General features: G+C 55.5%; 14 protein-coding genes. 11 read left to right on the top strand and 3 right to left on the bottom strand.

The features are described from left to right. The first annotated feature begins 3 nt into the window (after positions 1–3). From flgG to flgL, 6 genes are all read left to right on the top strand, one after another. Positions 4–786, top strand: coding sequence for a flagellar basal-body rod protein FlgG (gene flgG / locus ACQG2G_RS08170; RefSeq protein ID WP_008500810.1), 783 nt, complete (start codon positions 4–6; stop codon positions 784–786). A gap of 57 nt (positions 787–843) precedes the next feature. Then, on the top strand, positions 844–1,542 hold the full coding sequence (flgH, locus tag ACQG2G_RS08175) for a flagellar basal body L-ring protein FlgH (RefSeq protein WP_003857987.1): 699 nt from the start codon (positions 844–846) through the stop codon (positions 1,540–1,542). Positions 1,543–1,554: 12 nt separating this feature from the next. Continuing rightward, positions 1,555–2,652 (top strand): flagellar basal body P-ring protein FlgI, encoded by a 1,098-nt coding sequence (locus ACQG2G_RS08180; RefSeq protein WP_013097134.1) that lies wholly within the window; start codon positions 1,555–1,557, stop codon positions 2,650–2,652. Beyond that, positions 2,652–3,605, top strand: a complete 954-nt coding sequence (gene flgJ / locus ACQG2G_RS08185) for a flagellar assembly peptidoglycan hydrolase FlgJ (RefSeq protein WP_020689612.1) — start codon at positions 2,652–2,654, stop codon at positions 3,603–3,605. The genes ACQG2G_RS08180 and flgJ overlap by 1 nt, the downstream gene beginning before the upstream one ends. A 75-nt stretch (positions 3,606–3,680) precedes the next feature. Further along, positions 3,681–5,318: a flagellar hook-associated protein FlgK gene (gene flgK / locus ACQG2G_RS08190; RefSeq protein WP_013097132.1), complete on the top strand. Its 1,638-nt coding sequence runs from the start codon at positions 3,681–3,683 to the stop codon at positions 5,316–5,318. Between the two features lie 14 nt (positions 5,319–5,332). Beyond that, positions 5,333–6,286 carry a flagellar hook-associated protein FlgL gene (gene flgL / locus ACQG2G_RS08195; protein ID WP_013097131.1) on the top strand — a complete coding sequence of 318 codons (954 nt, stop codon included), beginning with the start codon at positions 5,333–5,335 and terminating at the stop codon, positions 6,284–6,286. Positions 6,287–6,362: 76 nt separating this feature from the next. On the opposite strand, the gene ACQG2G_RS08200 is transcribed toward flgL, so the two are convergent. Continuing rightward, entirely contained in the window at positions 6,363–7,577 is a 1,215-nt protein-coding gene (locus ACQG2G_RS08200) for an MFS transporter (RefSeq protein ID WP_013097130.1), read from the bottom strand. Positions 7,578–7,686: 109 nt separating this feature from the next. Here ACQG2G_RS08200 and ACQG2G_RS08205 point away from each other — a divergent pair, with 109 nt between their 5' ends. Beyond that, positions 7,687–8,625 carry a LysR family transcriptional regulator gene (locus ACQG2G_RS08205; RefSeq protein WP_061773027.1) on the top strand — a complete coding sequence of 313 codons (939 nt, stop codon included), beginning with the start codon at positions 7,687–7,689 and terminating at the stop codon, positions 8,623–8,625. A 40-nt stretch (positions 8,626–8,665) separates the two neighbouring features. Here ACQG2G_RS08205 and rne read toward each other — a convergent pair whose 3' ends face one another. After that, positions 8,666–11,764: a ribonuclease E gene (gene rne, locus ACQG2G_RS08210; protein WP_061771395.1), complete on the bottom strand. Its 3,099-nt coding sequence runs from the start codon at positions 11,762–11,764 to the stop codon at positions 8,666–8,668. Between the two features lie 571 nt (positions 11,765–12,335). Here rne and rluC point away from each other — a divergent pair. Continuing rightward, the gene (rluC, locus tag ACQG2G_RS08215; RefSeq protein WP_028028073.1) at positions 12,336–13,283 is read left to right on the top strand and encodes a 23S rRNA pseudouridine(955/2504/2580) synthase RluC; all 948 of its coding nucleotides are present in this window, start codon (positions 12,336–12,338) and stop codon (positions 13,281–13,283) included. Positions 13,284–13,377: 94 nt separating this feature from the next. Here rluC and ACQG2G_RS08220 read toward each other — a convergent pair whose 3' ends face one another. Continuing rightward, positions 13,378–13,962, bottom strand: a complete 585-nt coding sequence (locus tag ACQG2G_RS08220; protein ID WP_028028074.1) for a Maf family protein — start codon at positions 13,960–13,962, stop codon at positions 13,378–13,380. Between the two features lie 140 nt (positions 13,963–14,102). Between ACQG2G_RS08220 and yceD the strand changes: the two genes are divergently transcribed. The 3 genes from yceD to plsX all read left to right on the top strand — a co-directional run bounded on the left by yceD (position 14,103) and on the right by plsX (position 15,929). Continuing rightward, positions 14,103–14,624 (top strand): 23S rRNA accumulation protein YceD, encoded by a 522-nt coding sequence (gene yceD, locus ACQG2G_RS08225; RefSeq protein WP_013097124.1) that lies wholly within the window; start codon positions 14,103–14,105, stop codon positions 14,622–14,624. 16 nt (positions 14,625–14,640) lie between these two features. After that, positions 14,641–14,814, top strand: a complete 174-nt coding sequence (rpmF, locus tag ACQG2G_RS08230; RefSeq protein ID WP_003857964.1) for a 50S ribosomal protein L32 — start codon at positions 14,641–14,643, stop codon at positions 14,812–14,814. A gap of 80 nt (positions 14,815–14,894) precedes the next feature. Continuing rightward, positions 14,895–15,929, top strand: coding sequence for a phosphate acyltransferase PlsX (gene plsX, locus ACQG2G_RS08235; protein ID WP_060578773.1), 1,035 nt, complete (start codon positions 14,895–14,897; stop codon positions 15,927–15,929).

Below are 15,929 nucleotides of genomic sequence, written 5' to 3' on the forward strand. Positions count from 1 at the left end.
CCTATGATCAGTTCTTTATGGATCGCGAAAACTGGCCTGGACGCGCAGCAAACCAATATGGATGTGATTGCCAACAACCTGGCAAACGTCAGCACCAATGGTTTCAAGCGTCAGCGTGCCGTTTTCGAAGATTTGCTTTACCAAACCATTCGTCAGCCGGGTGCACAGTCCTCTGAGCAAACCACGCTGCCGTCAGGTTTGCAGATCGGTACCGGTGTTCGTCCGGTCGCCACCGAGCGTCTGCACAGCCAGGGCAACCTGTCTCAGACCAACAACAGCAAAGACGTCGCCATTAAAGGCCAGGGTTTCTTCCAGGTGCAGTTGCCTGACGGGACCTCTGCCTATACCCGTGACGGCTCGTTCCAGGTCGATCAGAACGGCCAGCTGGTCACGGCCGGTGGTTTCCAGGTTCAGCCTGCTATCACGATCCCGGCGAATGCCCTGAGCATCACCATCGGGCGTGACGGCGTGGTGAGCGTCACCCAGCAGGGACAGGCCGCGCCTGTTCAGGTGGGGCAGCTCAACCTGACCACCTTCATGAACGATACCGGTCTGGAAAGCATTGGCGAGAACCTCTACACCGAAACGCAATCCTCCGGTACGCCGAATGAGAGCACCCCGGGGCTGAACGGGGCAGGGCTGCTGTATCAGGGTTATGTGGAAACCTCGAACGTGAACGTGGCGGAAGAGCTGGTGAATATGATCCAGGTTCAGCGCGCGTATGAAATTAACAGTAAAGCAGTGTCGACGACCGACCAGATGCTGCAGAAACTGACGCAACTCTAAGGTGCAGCCCGGTGCGGTGAACGCCGCACCGGCTCCCTGTTTTCGAAGATGAAGGCAATGCAAAAAAACGCGGCGTTTCGTTATCCGATTCTGACTGTTCTGGCCGTCACCCTTAGCGGATGTGCCTGGATCCCGTCTAAACCATTGGTCCAGGGTGCGACGACCGCCCAACCCGTTCCTGGCCCTGCGCCAGTGGTGAACGGCTCCATTTTCCAGACCGCGCAGCCGATCAACTATGGTTATCAGCCGCTGTTTGAAGACCGTCGCCCGCGTAACGTCGGCGATACCCTGACCATTGTGCTGCAGGAGAACGTCAGCGCGAGCAAGAGCTCGTCGGCGAATGCCAGCCGCGATGGCAAAACCAATTTTGGCTTCGATACCGTACCGCGCTATCTGCAGGGACTCTTCGGCAATGCACGTGCGGATGTTGAGGCGTCTGGCGGCAATACCTTCAACGGTAAAGGTGGCGCGAACGCCAGCAATACCTTCAGCGGCACGCTGACGGTAACGGTTGACCAGGTGCTGGTTAACGGCAATTTACATGTGGTGGGTGAAAAACAGATCGCCATTAACCAGGGCACTGAATTCATTCGCTTCTCCGGTGTGGTTAACCCTCGCACCATCAGCGGCACCAACACCGTTCCGTCCACCCAGGTGGCGGATGCGCGCATTGAGTACGTCGGTAACGGCTATATCAACGAAGCGCAAAATATGGGCTGGCTGCAGCGCTTCTTCCTTAATTTATCGCCGATGTAAGCGAGGTGACCCATGTTTAAATCGATCTTCGCCGTGGCGCTGATGCTGGTGGCAACATTTGCCCAGGCTGACCGCATTCGCGATCTCACCAGCGTTCAGGGCGTGCGTGAAAACTCCCTCATTGGCTATGGTCTGGTGGTTGGCCTGGATGGCACGGGTGACCAGACCACCCAGACGCCATTCACCACCCAGAGCTTGAACAACATGCTGTCCCAGCTCGGTATCACCGTACCGGCGGGCACCAACATGCAGTTGAAAAACGTGGCGGCGGTAATGGTGACCGCTTCCTACCCGGCGTTTGCGCGTCAGGGGCAGACCATCGATGTGGTGGTTTCCTCCATGGGTAACGCCAAAAGCCTGCGCGGCGGTACGCTGCTGATGACTCCGCTGAAAGGGGTGGATAGCCAGGTTTATGCCCTGGCGCAGGGTAACATTCTGGTGGGCGGCGCGGGGGCCTCTGCAGGCGGCAGCAGCGTGCAGGTCAACCAGCTGAACGGCGGGCGTATCACTAACGGTGCAATCATTGAGCGTGAACTGCCGACCCAGTTCGGCGCGGGGAATACCATCAACCTGCAGCTGAACAACGAAGATTTCACCATGGCGCAGCAGATCGCCGACACCATCAACCGCAGCCGCGGCTATGGCAGTGCGACGGCGCTGGATGCCCGTACCGTGCAGATCCGCACCTCAACGGGTGGCAGCAACCAGGTGCGCATGCTGGCCGATATCCAGAACATGGAAGTGAACGTCCCTGTTCAGGATGCCAAAGTGATCATCAACTCCCGTACCGGTTCGGTGGTGATGAACCGTGAAGTGTCGCTGGACAGTTGCGCCGTGGCGCAGGGTAACCTCTCGGTAACGGTCAACCGCTCCGCCAACGTCAGCCAGCCGGATACCCCGTTTGGTGGTGGGCAGACGGTGGTAACGCCGCAAACCCAGATCGATTTGCGTCAGAGCGGGGGCTCGCTGCAGAGCGTACGCTCCAGTGCCAACCTCAACAGCGTGGTGCGTGCCCTGAATGCCCTGGGGGCAACGCCGATGGATCTGATGTCTATTCTGCAATCCATGCAAAGTGCGGGCTGTCTGCGCGCCAAACTGGAAATCATCTGATGCTGACCGATAGCAAACTGTTGACCAGCGCGGCCTGGGATGCCCAGTCGCTTAACGAACTGAAAACCCAGGCAGGCAAAGACCCGGCGGCGAATATCCGCCCGGTCGCCCGCCAGGTGGAGGGGATGTTTGTACAGATGATGCTGAAGAGCATGCGTGAAACCCTGCCTAAAGACGGCATGTTCAGCAGTGATTCAACGCGTCTGTATACCAGCATGTATGACCAACAGATTGCGCAGCAGATGACCGCCGGTAAAGGGCTCGGTCTGGCTGACATGATAGTCAAACAGACCGAAGCCGCGCAGGGGATCCAGCCGAAGGATGAGCCACAGCAGGTGCCGATGAAGTTCGACCTGCAAACGGTGACCAGCTATCAGAACCAGGCGCTGACGCAAATGGTGCGTAAAGCGATACCGAAGGCGACGGTGAGCAGTGATGAGCCGCTCTCCGGTGACAGCAAAGACTTCCTGGCACAGCTTTCGCTGCCGGCCCGTCTTGCCAGTGAACAGAGTGGGGTGCCACATCACCTGATTCTGGCGCAGGCCGCGCTGGAATCGGGCTGGGGTCAGCGCCAGATCCGTAAGGAAAACGGCGAGCCGAGCTTCAACATCTTTGGCGTGAAGGCGAATGCCAGCTGGAAGGGGCCGACAACGGAGATCACCACCACCGAATATGAAAACGGAGCGGCGGTGAAGATCAAAGCAAAATTCCGCGTTTACAGCTCTTATCTGGAAGCGTTGTCCGATTATGTAGGCCTGTTGAGCCGCAACCCGCGTTATGCCGCCGTTACGCAGGCGGCTACGCCTGAGCAGGGCGCGCAGGCCCTGCAAAATGCGGGCTATGCCACCGATCCGAACTATGCGCGTAAGCTCACCAGCATGATTCAGCAGCTTAAATCGATGGGCGAGAAAGTTAGCAAAGCCTATAGCACAGATATCGAAAATCTGTTCTGAAACTTCTCAAGTCCCGGTGGAGGCTGCCGATAACTTTCATCAGGACTCGTGTCTGAACGAATAAAAGGAACCTCCATGTCCAGTTTGATTAACAGCGCCATGAGTGGCCTCAGTGCTGCTCAGGCGGCACTCAATACCGTCAGTAATAACATTTCAAGCTATAACGTGGCAGGTTACACCCGCCAGACGACCGTGCTGGGTGCGTCTAACAGCACGCTGACCGGCGGTGGCTGGGTGGGCAACGGGGTGTATGTGTCTGGTGTGCAGCGTGAATATGATGCTTTCATCACCAACCAACTGCGCGCCGCGCAAACGCAGAGTAGCGGTCTGACGACGCGCTATCAGCAGATGTCAAAAATTGACGATGTGCTCTCTGATTCCACCAACTCACTTTCGACGACGCTTCAGGATTTCTTCAAAAGCCTGCAAACGCTGGTGAGCAACGCGGAAGACCCGGCCGCAAGACAGACGGTGCTGGGAAAAGCGGATGGTCTGGTCAATCAGTTTAAAACGAACGACCAGTATCTTCGCGATCAGGATTCTCAGGTTAATACCGCCATCGCTTCAAGCGTTGAGCAGATCAACAACTACGCGAAACAGATTGCGAATCTGAACGATCAGATTTCCCGTCTTACCGGCGTAGGGGCAGGTTCATCGCCAAATGACCTGCTGGATCAGCGCGATCAGCTGGTGAGTGAGCTGAACCAAATTGTGGGTGTTGAAGTGGCTGTTCAGGACGGTGGCACCTATAACGTCTCCTTTGGCAACGGTTACAGCCTGGTGCAGGGGAGCAAAGCAAACCAGTTAGCTGCGGTGAAATCCAGCGCCGATCCGACCCGGACGACTATCGCCTACAGCGATGAGGTGTCCGGCAACGTCGAAATTCCCGAGAAAATGGTCACCACCGGTTCTCTGGGGGGCTTGTTTACGTTCCGCTCAGAAGATCTGGATAAAGCGCGTAACAACCTCAACCAGCTGGCACTGGCCTTTGCGGACGCGATGAATAAGCAGCATGAAGCCGGGTTTGATGCCAATGGCGATGCCGGTGGCAAGCTGTTCGACTTTGGTTCGCCAGCCGTGGTAACCAACAGCCGCAATACCGGTACGGCTGCAATGACGGCCACTGTGGCAGACAGCACCAAAGTGCAGGCCACCGATTATAAGCTGCAGTTTAACGGCACCGACTGGACTATCACCCGTTCGGATAAAACCAGCTTCACCATGGCCCCGGACGCAAGTGGCAATCTTTCCTTTGATGGCCTGAGCGTCAACGTGACCGGTAGCGCGAACGCCAAAGACAGTTTCATCGTCAAGCCTGTTTCTGATGTCATCGTCAATATGGAGCTCAAGTTCAAAGATGAGTCCAAACTGGCTATGGCATCCGCAAGCAACGGCGGCGAGAGCGACAACCGCAATGGCCAAAAACTGCTCGATCTGCAAAACAGTAAGGTTGTTGGCGGCAATAAGACTTTCAACGATGCCTATGCTTCCCTCGTCAGTACGGTTGGCAGCTCAACCGCCGCGCTGAAAACCAGCAGCGAAACGAAAGCGAATGTGGCGACGCAACTGACTAAGCAGCAGCAGTCCATCTCTGGGGTAAACCTCGACGAAGAGTATGGCAACCTGCAGCGCTATCAGCAGTATTACCTTGCCAATGCGCAGGTGTTACAAACTGCCAGCACGCTTTTTGATGCAATTATCAATATTCGCTAAGGCTGAGGTGAAAAATGCGTATTAGCACCCAGATGATGTACGACCAGAACATGCGGGGAATCACCGATTCCCAGAGCAAGTGGCTGAGCTACGGTGAGCAAATGTCCACCGGCAAGCGTGTTAACCGTCCGTCGGACGATCCTATTGCGGCGTCGCAGGCGGTTGTGCTGTCACAATCTCAATCCCAGAATAGCCAGTTTGCCCTGGCGAGAACATTCGCCACGCAAAAAGTCTCTCTGGAAGATAACGTGCTGAGCCAGGTTAACGCGGCAATTACCAGTGCGAAAGAGAAACTCGTCAATGCAGGAAATGGCACGTTAAGTGATGATGATCGTCTGTCACTGGCAAGTGACTTACAGGGTATCCGCGATCAGCTGATGAACCTGGCAAACTCAGCGGATGGTAATGGCCGGTATATTTTTGCTGGCTATAAGACCGAAGCGCCACCGTTTGATTCCGTTACCGGTGATTACAACGGCGGAACACAGGCCATCTCTCAGCAGGTTGATACCGCCCGTAATATGGTGATTAGCCACACTGGTCAGCAGATCTTCGAAAGTATTACCAGTAACGCCAAAGAACTGCCTGGCGGCGGTTATGGCGAGACGAATATGTTCAAGATCCTCGACTCGGCGATTTCCGCGCTCAAGGTTCCTGTTGATAACGACTCTGCGGCGGCGGAAGTGCAGAACAAAGCGATTTCTGACGCACAGATCGGCATCACCAATACCCAGAACAATGTCCTTACCGTCGTGGCGGATGTGGGTACCAAGATGAACGAACTGGAAAAACTCGATAACCTGGGCGATGACCGTGCGCTGGGGCAGACTCAGCAGATGAGCGATTTGGTCGATGTTGACTGGAACAGTGCCATTTCTTCTTACATTATGCAGCAGGCTGCCTTGCAGGCGTCCTATAAAGCGTTTAGCGATATGCAGGGTATGTCGCTGTTCCAGTTGAACAAATAACATCTTTACCTCTTAGAACATGTCTTGAAACTGGGCATGTTTTGACTGCCCAATCCGTCTGGATTGGGCATTTTTTTTAGGCGATGTCTGCCTGCACGGCGCTGACGCGAGCGCTCTCAATCAGGCGAATGACCAGCGCAATGACGCCGCATACCGTCGCAAGCGCGACCACCCCGGTCCATCCCGCCAGCGTATAGATATTACTGCCCAGCGCAGAGCCCAGTGCCATGCCGATAAAGATTACCGTAAAGAGCAGGGCGTTCAGGCGTCCACGGGCCTGCGGCTCAAGGCTATACACCAGATTCTGATGCGCCACCAGGCTTGACTGCAGACCCAGATCGAACCCGACGGCGGAGAGGGCAATCAGGATGAGCTGTCCATGAAGGCCCAGCGCGGGCATCAGGAACATCAGGGCAAATGAGACGGTCACAAGAAGCGCACCGAGCTGCGTGACTTTTCCGGCACCCAGCTTATCGGCCAGACCTCCCGCCAGCGGGGCGGCTAACGCACCTGCAGCACCTGCAATACCAAATCCCCCCGCGACCGCACTTCCTAAGTGATAACGTTCCAGCAGCATTACCGCCAGCGTGGACCAGAAGGCGCTAAAGGCAATCGACAGAAAACCCTGAGCCAGCGCCGCGCGGCGCAGAGCCGGATAACGACGCCACAGGTGTTCCATAGAACGCAGCAGCGCCGGATAGCTCAGGGTGGAGTGGATGGCAAACCGCGGGAGTACGGCCCACATCACAACGCCGATAAACGCAATGCTTGCGGCAGCCAGCTGGTACATGACGCGCCAGCCAAAAGCCTCACCTACCACGCCGCTGACGGTTCGGGAGAGCAGAATACCCAGCAACAGACCGGTCATCACCGTACCGACGGTTTTCCCCTGTTTGCCTTCCGGCGCAAGGATTGCAGCGGCAGGGACGATATCCTGCGCCATGGTGGCGGCCATGCCAATAAGCAGACTTGCCAGCAGCAGGGAGTGGATCTGTCCGGTCAGGCTACAGCCAAGCAGAAATAGCGCCAGGGCTGCACTTTTTATCAGGATCAGTGTTCTGCGGTCGTGGCGGTCGCCGAGCGGCAGCAGGAACAGGATCCCCAGAGCATATCCCGCCTGGGTAAGTGTCGGGACCATGCCCATTCCTTCGATACTCAGATGCAGGTCAGCGCCCATCAGCGGCAGCAGAGGCTGGGCATAATAGATGGATGCCACACTGAAGCCCGCACCGAGCGCCAGCATTAAGATGACCCAGCGGCTTACGGCATGGGCGGCGGATGTTGTGTTCATAAGATGTTCCTCATTCATCGTGTGTGGCTATTTTTTATCAGCACGCCTTGCAGCGGTAGCGGACCCGGTGGTAAAACGCTTATACGTTTAGCGTATAGGCAAAAAGATGATGAAAAGAGTTGAGCGTATAGACAGGGTGGAGTTAATGCGGACGTTTGTTCGTATTGTTGAGGCCGGGTCCCTCTCTGCGGCGGCACGGCAGCTGGCAACCACCCAGGCCACGGTGAGCCGACGGTTGCAGTCGCTTGAGTCGATGCTCGGCGTGCGCCTGATATTGCGCACTACTCACACGACGCGTCTGACGGATGACGGCGAGCGCTGCTATCAGCACGCCCGTCGGGTGATTGACAGCTGGCTGGCACTGGAAGATGAGGTAGGGCAGACGGAAGACGAACCGATAGGCGTCCTGCGGGTACGCGCCCCGCACGCGTTTGGTCAGGATCAGCTCCTGAAACCGTTAACCGAATTTCTGCAGCGTTATCCGCAGCTTTCTATTGAGTGGATGCTCAACGACCGGTCGGCTGACTTTCTCGGCGACAACCTTGACTGTGCGATTCGGGTGGGCGTCGAGGTTGACCCGGCGACCGTGTCCGTGCTGCTGGCTGAGGTGCCGCGCTCGGTGGTGGCTTCTCCGGCATTGCTGGCCCGTTTTCCGGCGGTTAACACCCCGGAAGATTTGCAGCAGCTTCCCTGGATAGCTATCAGCTCTTTCTACCAGCGCCATGTGGAGCTTTTTCACAATGCCTCGCCAGCCACCGCGCGCGTGGCGATTACTCCCCGCCTCAGTACCGACAGTCTGTATGTCGCACGCAATACGGCTCTCACCGGGCTTGGCGTGGCGGTGGTATCAAGCTGGACGGTGCAGGAGGATATTCGGGAAGGGCGGCTGGTGCATTTACTTCCCGAGTGGCAGCCGGCGGCGTTACCGGTGCATCTGGTTTACCCCTGGTCCCGTTACTATCCGGCGCGCTTGCGGCGTTTTCTGGAGTTGATGCGGCAGATCATGCCGGAGGTCACTGGAATGAGAAAGCCGCTACCGCAGCCATAAAAAAGCCGACCCGAAGGTCGGCTTTCACACTTAGGTTGCGTTATTCAACCGACTGCGGACGGGTTGCTGGTGCAGTAGCCTTGTGCGTAGCACTGTGACCACCGGCAGCACCTTTACCTTCGAAGTTGAACTCCGGGCGAACCCAGTCGCTGTGACGCGGTGCTTCAGGCACATACTCAGGCGCAGGGGCGCGAGTCATCGGTGCTGTGGCAACGTGCGCAGGCGCGACGGCAACCTTCACCGGCTCGGGTTTCACTTCCGGCGCTTTCGCTTCGTCAACAACAGGTTCAACCTGAATCTCAACGTCCTGCACAACCTCTTCGGTCGTGGTTTCAACGATGGTTTCAGCGGTTTCTTCCACTGCGGCTACAGGTTCAGCCTCTTCAGCGACTTCTTCAGCCACCACGGCATCTTCTTCGGCAATAAGCTGCGGCGCGGCATCAACCGGGGCAGCAATCACTTCTGGATGGGTGGTTTCGACGTCCACAGCGTGAGGTGCTTCAGTTTCAACAACCTGTGGTTCAACCACGGTTGCCGCTTCCGTTACAACCTCTTCTACAGCTGCTGCTGGTGCAATCACCTCTTCGGTCACTGCCTGTTCTTCAACAGCCTGTTCCGGGCGAGCAACAGGGTAGCGGATCCAGACTTTACCGGATGCCATTTCAGGTGACGCGCACGCCACGGTCATTGGCATTGGGGACTGCGTTGGGTAACGCTCGTCACGGTAGCGACGACGACGCTGACCGCTCACGCGCAGATGACGCGGAGAACGGCGCGAGCGACGCGGCATACCCGCGTTGTCACGGTTTTCACCGTTTTCATCCTGCTCTACCTGATTTTCCACGACGGTCGGGAGGTCAACTTTCGCAACCTGCGTGCCCGTTGTGGTTTCTGTCACTTCGGCTGCGACAGCTGCGGTTTCTTCTGCCTGAACAGCACCGACGCGCACTTTCTGAGACAGCTGGCGCTGCTTACGACGTGGCATAACCTGAGTACGTTCTTCCTGCTCGGTCTCCTGCTGCTCAGCAGGTTCTTCGCGATTCAGGTTTTTAACGTCCTGCTGCGCCTGGCGTTTTTCGTCGTTACGGCGACGGTTACGCTCACGGCGAGGCTGCTGCTCTTCGCGCTGTTTGCTCTTCTCGGACTCATCGCCCGCCTGCTGGCGAATTTCACGATCTTCAACGTTCTGCTGTTGTTTCTCGCGACGGTTGCGACGGTTGTCTTCGCGTTGCTCACGGCCTTCATTGTTGTCCGAACGGTTGTCACGACGCTCGTTACGGTCGCTGCGGTCATTACGATCGCGGCGGTTGTTCTGACGCTTACGACGGTCCTGCTGACGCTCAGGTTTAGCCGCTTTAGGTTCTTCTTTCGGCTGCTCTGGCTGAACTTCTTCACCTGCGAACATTTTCTTCAGCGCGCCAAAGAAACGGCTCAGCAGACCCGGTTGTGCTGGCTCGGCTTTTGCCGCCACTGCCGGTTTTTGTGCCGCAGGTTTAGCCGCTGGTTTTTCCAGGGCACTTTCTGGCGGAGCTTCCGGCATGATGAAGGTCGCTAACGCAGGCTGCTCTGGCAGTTTACGCTCGGCTGGCTCTTCATCAGATGGCAGCGCCATCTCTTCTTCATGCAGCTTCGGCAGCAGGTAGCTGAGTGTGCTGGTCTCTTCGCCTTTACGGACACGCAGCACGTGATAGTGCGGCGTTTCCATCTGGTCGTTTGGCACGATGATGCAGCGAACGCCGCCCTGGCGCGCTTCAATGGCACTCACTGCGGCACGTTTTTCGTTCAGCAGGTAGGAGGCAATTGGCACCGGAACAATGGCGTGAACCTCTTTGGTGTTCTCTTTCAGCGCTTCTTCTTCAATCAGACGCAGAATAGAGAGAGACAGAGATTCGTTATCACGAACGGTCCCGGTACCGGAGCAGCGCGGGCAAACGTGATGGCTGGATTCGCCCAGAGACGGGCTCAGGCGCTGGCGGGACATCTCCAGCAGGCCGAAGCGTGAAATATGGCTAATCTGGATACGCGCACGATCCTGGCGCACCGCTTCGCGCAGACGGTTTTCAACCGCACGCTGGTGACGAACAGGGGTCATGTCGATAAAGTCGATAACAATCAGACCACCCAGGTCGCGCAGGCGGAGCTGGCGGGCGATTTCATCAGCGGCTTCAAGGTTGGTGTTGAAGGCGGTCTCTTCGATATCGCCGCCGCGCGTCGCACGTGCGGAGTTGATGTCGATAGCGGTCAGCGCTTCTGTGGTATCGATAACGATAGAACCGCCGGATGGCAGACGGACTTCACGCTGGAAGGCGGACTCAATCTGGGATTCAATCTGATAGTGACTGAACAGCGGGATTTCGCCGGTGTACAGTTTGATTTTGCTGGTGAAGTCCGGACGACCCAGTGCGGCGATGTGCTGGCGAGCCAGCTCAAGCACCTTCGGGTTGTCGATGAGAATTTCACCGATATCCTGACGCAGATAGTCGCGGAAGGCTCGTACAATAACGTTACTTTCCTGGTGGATCAGGAACGGAGCAGGGCGGCTTTCTGCTGCTTTCTGGATAGCTTCCCAGTGCTTCAGACGGAAGCTTAAGTCCCACTGCAGCGCTTCGGCAGATTTGCCCACACCGGCGGTACGCACGATAAGACCCATGCCATCCGGCAGTTCAAGACTGGCCAGCGCTTCTTTCAGTTCGGTACGGTCATCGCCTTCGATACGGCGAGAGATACCACCCGCACGCGGGTTGTTTGGCATCAGTACCAGATAACTTCCCGCCAGGCTGATAAAGGTTGTCAGTGCGGCACCTTTGTTGCCGCGCTCTTCTTTATCAATCTGAACAATCACTTCCTGACCTTCACGCAGAACATCTTTGATATTCGGACGGCCATGAGCGTTGTAGTTAGCAGGGAAATATTCGCGGGCGATTTCTTTCAGAGGGAGGAAACCATGACGCTCAGCACCGTAATCGACAAATGCAGCCTCAAGGCTTGGTTCAATGCGGGTGATTTTACCTTTGTAAATGTTCGCTTTTTTCTGTTCGTGTCCAGGACTTTCGATATCCAGATCGTACAGGCGCTGCCCATCCACAAGGGCGACACGCAACTCTTCTTGCTGAGTTGCGTTGATTAACATTCTTTTCATCGTAACTTACTCGTTATTCTTACATTGACGACAAAGCTGCGGGCAAGGTGACGCTTTCCGGGGTATGAACCGATGGCCTCGTGTCTATTCACGTCGCCAACCTCACGGTTGTCGCTCGCTTAAGAGGCGCAGAGTGTCGGTTGCCTGTGTTTCATACGGAAACACAGCGCAATTATCAGGGGAATTGCCTGGGTAGAACTCTCCAGAGAACAATCCTTATACCGGGAAGTACTGCAACCCGCAGCCCGCTAACTGCCTGAAAGATCAATACGTCTTACGCCATTGCTGCGTGGATGATCGGTCAGACAAAATTGGTCATTCCGTCGACATCCTTACAAAACCCGGATTTAACGCGGAAAACGGCTTCATTATTCCACTGCTCGCCGGGTTATAGCAAGATGACTTTTACCAATTATCACCCGGTTACTCACAGTTTCTTCACTTCAGGATGGTGATTGGTTTAATAACCACCAAATCGATTGCGCGAAACCGGGGCAGGCCGGATAAAAGTAAATATAAGCATAGAAAAATGAGTGGCGCTAATGCCTGACGATATTTAGAATCGCCAACCATGAAAACAGAGACTCCAGCCGTAAAAATGGTTGCTATCGCCGATGATGAAGCGGGGCAACGTATCGATAACTTTTTGCGCACCCAGCTGAAAGGGGTACCAAAAAGCATGATTTACCGCATCCTGCGTAAGGGCGAGGTGCGGGTTAACAAAAAACGCGTGAAGCCTGAGTATAAGCTCGAAGCCGGTGACGAAGTGCGTATCCCGCCGGTGCGTGTTGCCGAACGTGAAGAAGAGGTCGTGTCGCCTAAGCTGCAGAAGGTGGCCGCCCTGAGTGATGTGATCCTGTATGAAGATGACCACATCCTGGTGCTGAATAAACCGTCGGGTACGGCGGTACACGGCGGCAGCGGTCTCAGCTTCGGTGTGATTGAAGGGCTGCGCGCGCTGCGCCCGGAAGCCCGTTTCCTCGAACTGGTTCACCGTCTCGATCGTGACACCTCTGGCGTGCTGCTGGTCGCAAAAAAACGTTCAGCCCTGCGCTCGTTGCACGAGCAACTGCGCGAAAAAGGGATGCAGAAAGATTATCTGGCGCTGGTGCGCGGTCAGTGGCAGTCCCACGTGAAAGTGGTGCAGGCCCCACTGCTGAAAAATATTTTGCAAAGCGGTGAGCGAATCGTTCGCGTCAGCCAGGAAGGTAAACCGTCTGAGACGCGCTTTAAAGTGGAAGAGCGCTATGAGTTTGCCACCCTGGTGCGCTGTAGCCCGGTGACGGGCCGAACCCACCAGATTCGCGTGCATACCCAGTTTGCGGGCCATCCGATTGCGTTTGACGATCGCTATGGCGACAGGGAATTTGATAAGCAACTGGCGGGAACGGGGCTGTCGCGTCTGTTCCTGCATGCGGCAGCGCTGAAGTTTACCCATCCAAATACCGGCGAGACTATACGTATTGAAGCGCCGCTGGATGAGCAGTTGAAACGCTGCCTGAAAGTTCTGCGCGGCTAAGGTAAAAGTTAAACGGCAACGGAGTTGCCGTTTTTAATGTTTGCACCCTCTTCCTGTGGGAGAGGGCCGGGGTGAGGGCATCAGGCCGCAACGGTCACGCCGTCAGTGGATTACACGCTTCGCGTCTTAACATCTGGCACAGCGCAATCAGCGGTAAGCCCACCAGCGTGTTCGGATCACGCCCCTCCAGCTTTTCGAAGAGCGCAATCCCAAGACCTTCACTTTTAAAACTGCCGGCGCAGTTCAGCGGCCGTTCACGACGCACATAATCAGTGATTTCTTGCTCGCTCAGGTGTCGGAAGTGAACATCAAACGGTTCGCATTCGGTCTGCAGGTGGCCCACGGCGGAGTTGTAGAGCGCGAGGCCGGTATAAAAGGTAACAATATTGCCGCGCGCCTGCATAAGCTGTTTACAGGCATTCTCTTCGGTGTGTGGTTTACCGGTGATGACACCATCCAGCACGCAAACCTGATCGGAGCCTATAATCAAATGCGAAGGGTATTGTGCGGCAAGCGATTGTGCTTTCTCTTTCGCCAGACGCGTCACTAAATGACGCGGCGACTCGCCAGGTTGTGGTGTCTCGTCAACGTCCGGCGCGGCACACACAAACGGGATCCCGAGCTTTTCCAGCAACATTCGGCGGTAGGGAGAAGTGGAAGCGAGAACGAGATTTGGCATATTTTTATCACCAGATATAGCGTATCGATGCCAGCCATTTTAAACTACAGGCCGCAATGTGTGCGAATAATTGGCAAAAGGCAGCCCTGGTTGCCTTTTTCTTTGACTATATGACGTTACAAAGTTAATATGCGCGCCCTATGCAAAAGGTAAAATTACCCCTGACTCTTGATCCGGTTCGTACGGCTCAAAAACGCCTCGATTACGAAGGTATCTATACTTCCGATCAGGCTGAGCGTATTGCCGAATCCGTAGTCAGTGTGGACAGTGATGTGGAATGCTCCATGTCGTTCGCTATCGATAACCAGCGCCTTGCCGTTTTAACCGGTGATGCAAAGGTGACGGTAACGCTCGAATGTCAGCGTTGCGGGAAACCGTTCACACAGCACGTTCACACAACGTATTGTTTCAGTCCTGTTCGTTCTGACGAACAGGCTGAGGCACTCCCGGAAGCGTATGAGCCGATTGAGGTTAACGAATTCGGTGAAATCGATCTTCTGGCTCTGGTTGAAGATGAAATCATCCTCACCTTGCCAGTGGTTCCGGTGCATGATTCTGAACACTGTGAAGTGTCCGAGGCGGACATGGTCTTTGGGGAACTGCCTGATGAAGCGCAAAAACCAAACCCATTTGCCGTATTAGCCAGCTTAAAGCGTAAGTAATTGAGGAGTAAGGTCCATGGCCGTACAACAGAATAAACCAACCCGTTCCAAACGTGGCATGCGTCGTTCCCATGACGCGCTGACTGCAGTTACCAGCCTGTCTGTAGACAAGACTTCTGGTGAGAAACACCTGCGTCACCACATCACTGCTGACGGTTTCTACCGCGGCCGCAAGGTTATCACTAAGTAATCACGCGTTTGCGTGATTAGGCTTAGTGAGGAACTCCCCGTGCAAACGGGGAATTTACCGAACCAGGCTGCGACGATACCTTGACACGTCTAACCCTGGCGTTAGATGTCATGGGAGGAGATTTTGGGCCTTCCGTGACAGTGCCTGCAGCATTGCAGGCACTGAATTCTAATTCGCAACTCACACTTCTTTTAGTCGGCAATCCCGACACAATCACGCCATTACTTGCAAAAGCTGACTTCGAACAACGTTCACGTCTGCAGATTATTCCTGCGCAGTCAGTTATTGCCAGTGATGCCCGGCCATCGCAGGCGATTCGCAATAGCCGTGGCAGCTCTATGCGAATGGCGCTGGAGCTGGTAAAAGAAGGACGTGCGCAGGCCTGCGTCAGCGCGGGGAATACCGGCGCGCTGATGGGGCTGTCGAAATTACTGCTCAAGCCTATTGAGGGCATTGAGCGTCCGGCGCTGGTGACGGTACTCCCGCATCAGCAAAAGGGCAAAACGGTGGTGCTCGATCTGGGCGCTAACGTCGATTGTGATAGTACAATGCTGGCTCAGTTTGCCGTGATGGGGTCGGTGCTGGCAGAAGAAGTGGTCGGGATCAAGACTCCCCGTGTTGCGTTACTGAATATAGGTGAAGAAGAGACCAAAGGCCTGGACAGCATTCGTGAGGCTGCCGAATTGCTTAAACAGGTTCCCTCCATCAACTATATTGGTTATCTCGAAGCCAATGAGTTGCTGACGGGGAAAACGGATGTTCTGGTGTGTGATGGCTTCACTGGAAACGTGACGTTGAAGACCATGGAAGGGGTTGTGCGAATGTTCCTTTCTCTCCTCAAATCGCAGGGAGAAGGTAAAAAAAGCGCCTGGTGGCTGATTTTATTAAAGCGTTGGTTACAAAAAAGCCTGACGCGGCGATTCAGTCACCTCAACCCCGACCAGTATAATGGCGCCTGTCTGTTAGGATTGCGCGGCATTGTGATCAAGAGTCACGGTGCCGCCAATCAGCGAGCATTTACTGTCGCCATTGAACAGGCAGTGCAGGCGGTGCAGCGACAAGTCCCTCAGCGGATTGCCGCTCGCCTGGAATCTGTATTAGCTAAAAGTGACTGA

Source organism: Enterobacter cloacae complex sp. 382A5, assembly GCF_050031095.1.
Classification (GTDB): domain Bacteria; phylum Pseudomonadota; class Gammaproteobacteria; order Enterobacterales; family Enterobacteriaceae; genus Enterobacter; species Enterobacter cloacae.

Excerpts from the sequence above, each read along its gene's own strand:
- flgG (WP_008500810.1), top strand. The coding sequence starts at position 4 with ATGATCAGTTCTTTATGGATCGCGAAAACTGGCCTGGACGCGCAGCAA.
- flgH (WP_003857987.1), top strand. The coding sequence starts at position 844 with ATGCAAAAAAACGCGGCGTTTCGTTATCCGATTCTGACTGTTCTGGCC.
- ACQG2G_RS08180 (WP_013097134.1), top strand. The coding sequence starts at position 1,555 with ATGTTTAAATCGATCTTCGCCGTGGCGCTGATGCTGGTGGCAACATTT.
- flgJ (WP_020689612.1), top strand. The coding sequence starts at position 2,652 with ATGCTGACCGATAGCAAACTGTTGACCAGCGCGGCCTGGGATGCCCAG.
- flgK (WP_013097132.1), top strand. The coding sequence starts at position 3,681 with ATGTCCAGTTTGATTAACAGCGCCATGAGTGGCCTCAGTGCTGCTCAG.
- flgL (WP_013097131.1), top strand. The coding sequence starts at position 5,333 with ATGCGTATTAGCACCCAGATGATGTACGACCAGAACATGCGGGGAATC.
- ACQG2G_RS08200 (WP_013097130.1), bottom strand. The coding sequence starts at position 7,577 with ATGAACACAACATCCGCCGCCCATGCCGTAAGCCGCTGGGTCATCTTA.
- ACQG2G_RS08205 (WP_061773027.1), top strand. The coding sequence starts at position 7,687 with ATGAAAAGAGTTGAGCGTATAGACAGGGTGGAGTTAATGCGGACGTTT.
- rne (WP_061771395.1), bottom strand. The coding sequence starts at position 11,764 with ATGAAAAGAATGTTAATCAACGCAACTCAGCAAGAAGAGTTGCGTGTC.
- rluC (WP_028028073.1), top strand. The coding sequence starts at position 12,336 with ATGAAAACAGAGACTCCAGCCGTAAAAATGGTTGCTATCGCCGATGAT.
- ACQG2G_RS08220 (WP_028028074.1), bottom strand. The coding sequence starts at position 13,962 with ATGCCAAATCTCGTTCTCGCTTCCACTTCTCCCTACCGCCGAATGTTG.
- yceD (WP_013097124.1), top strand. The coding sequence starts at position 14,103 with ATGCAAAAGGTAAAATTACCCCTGACTCTTGATCCGGTTCGTACGGCT.
- rpmF (WP_003857964.1), top strand. The coding sequence starts at position 14,641 with ATGGCCGTACAACAGAATAAACCAACCCGTTCCAAACGTGGCATGCGT.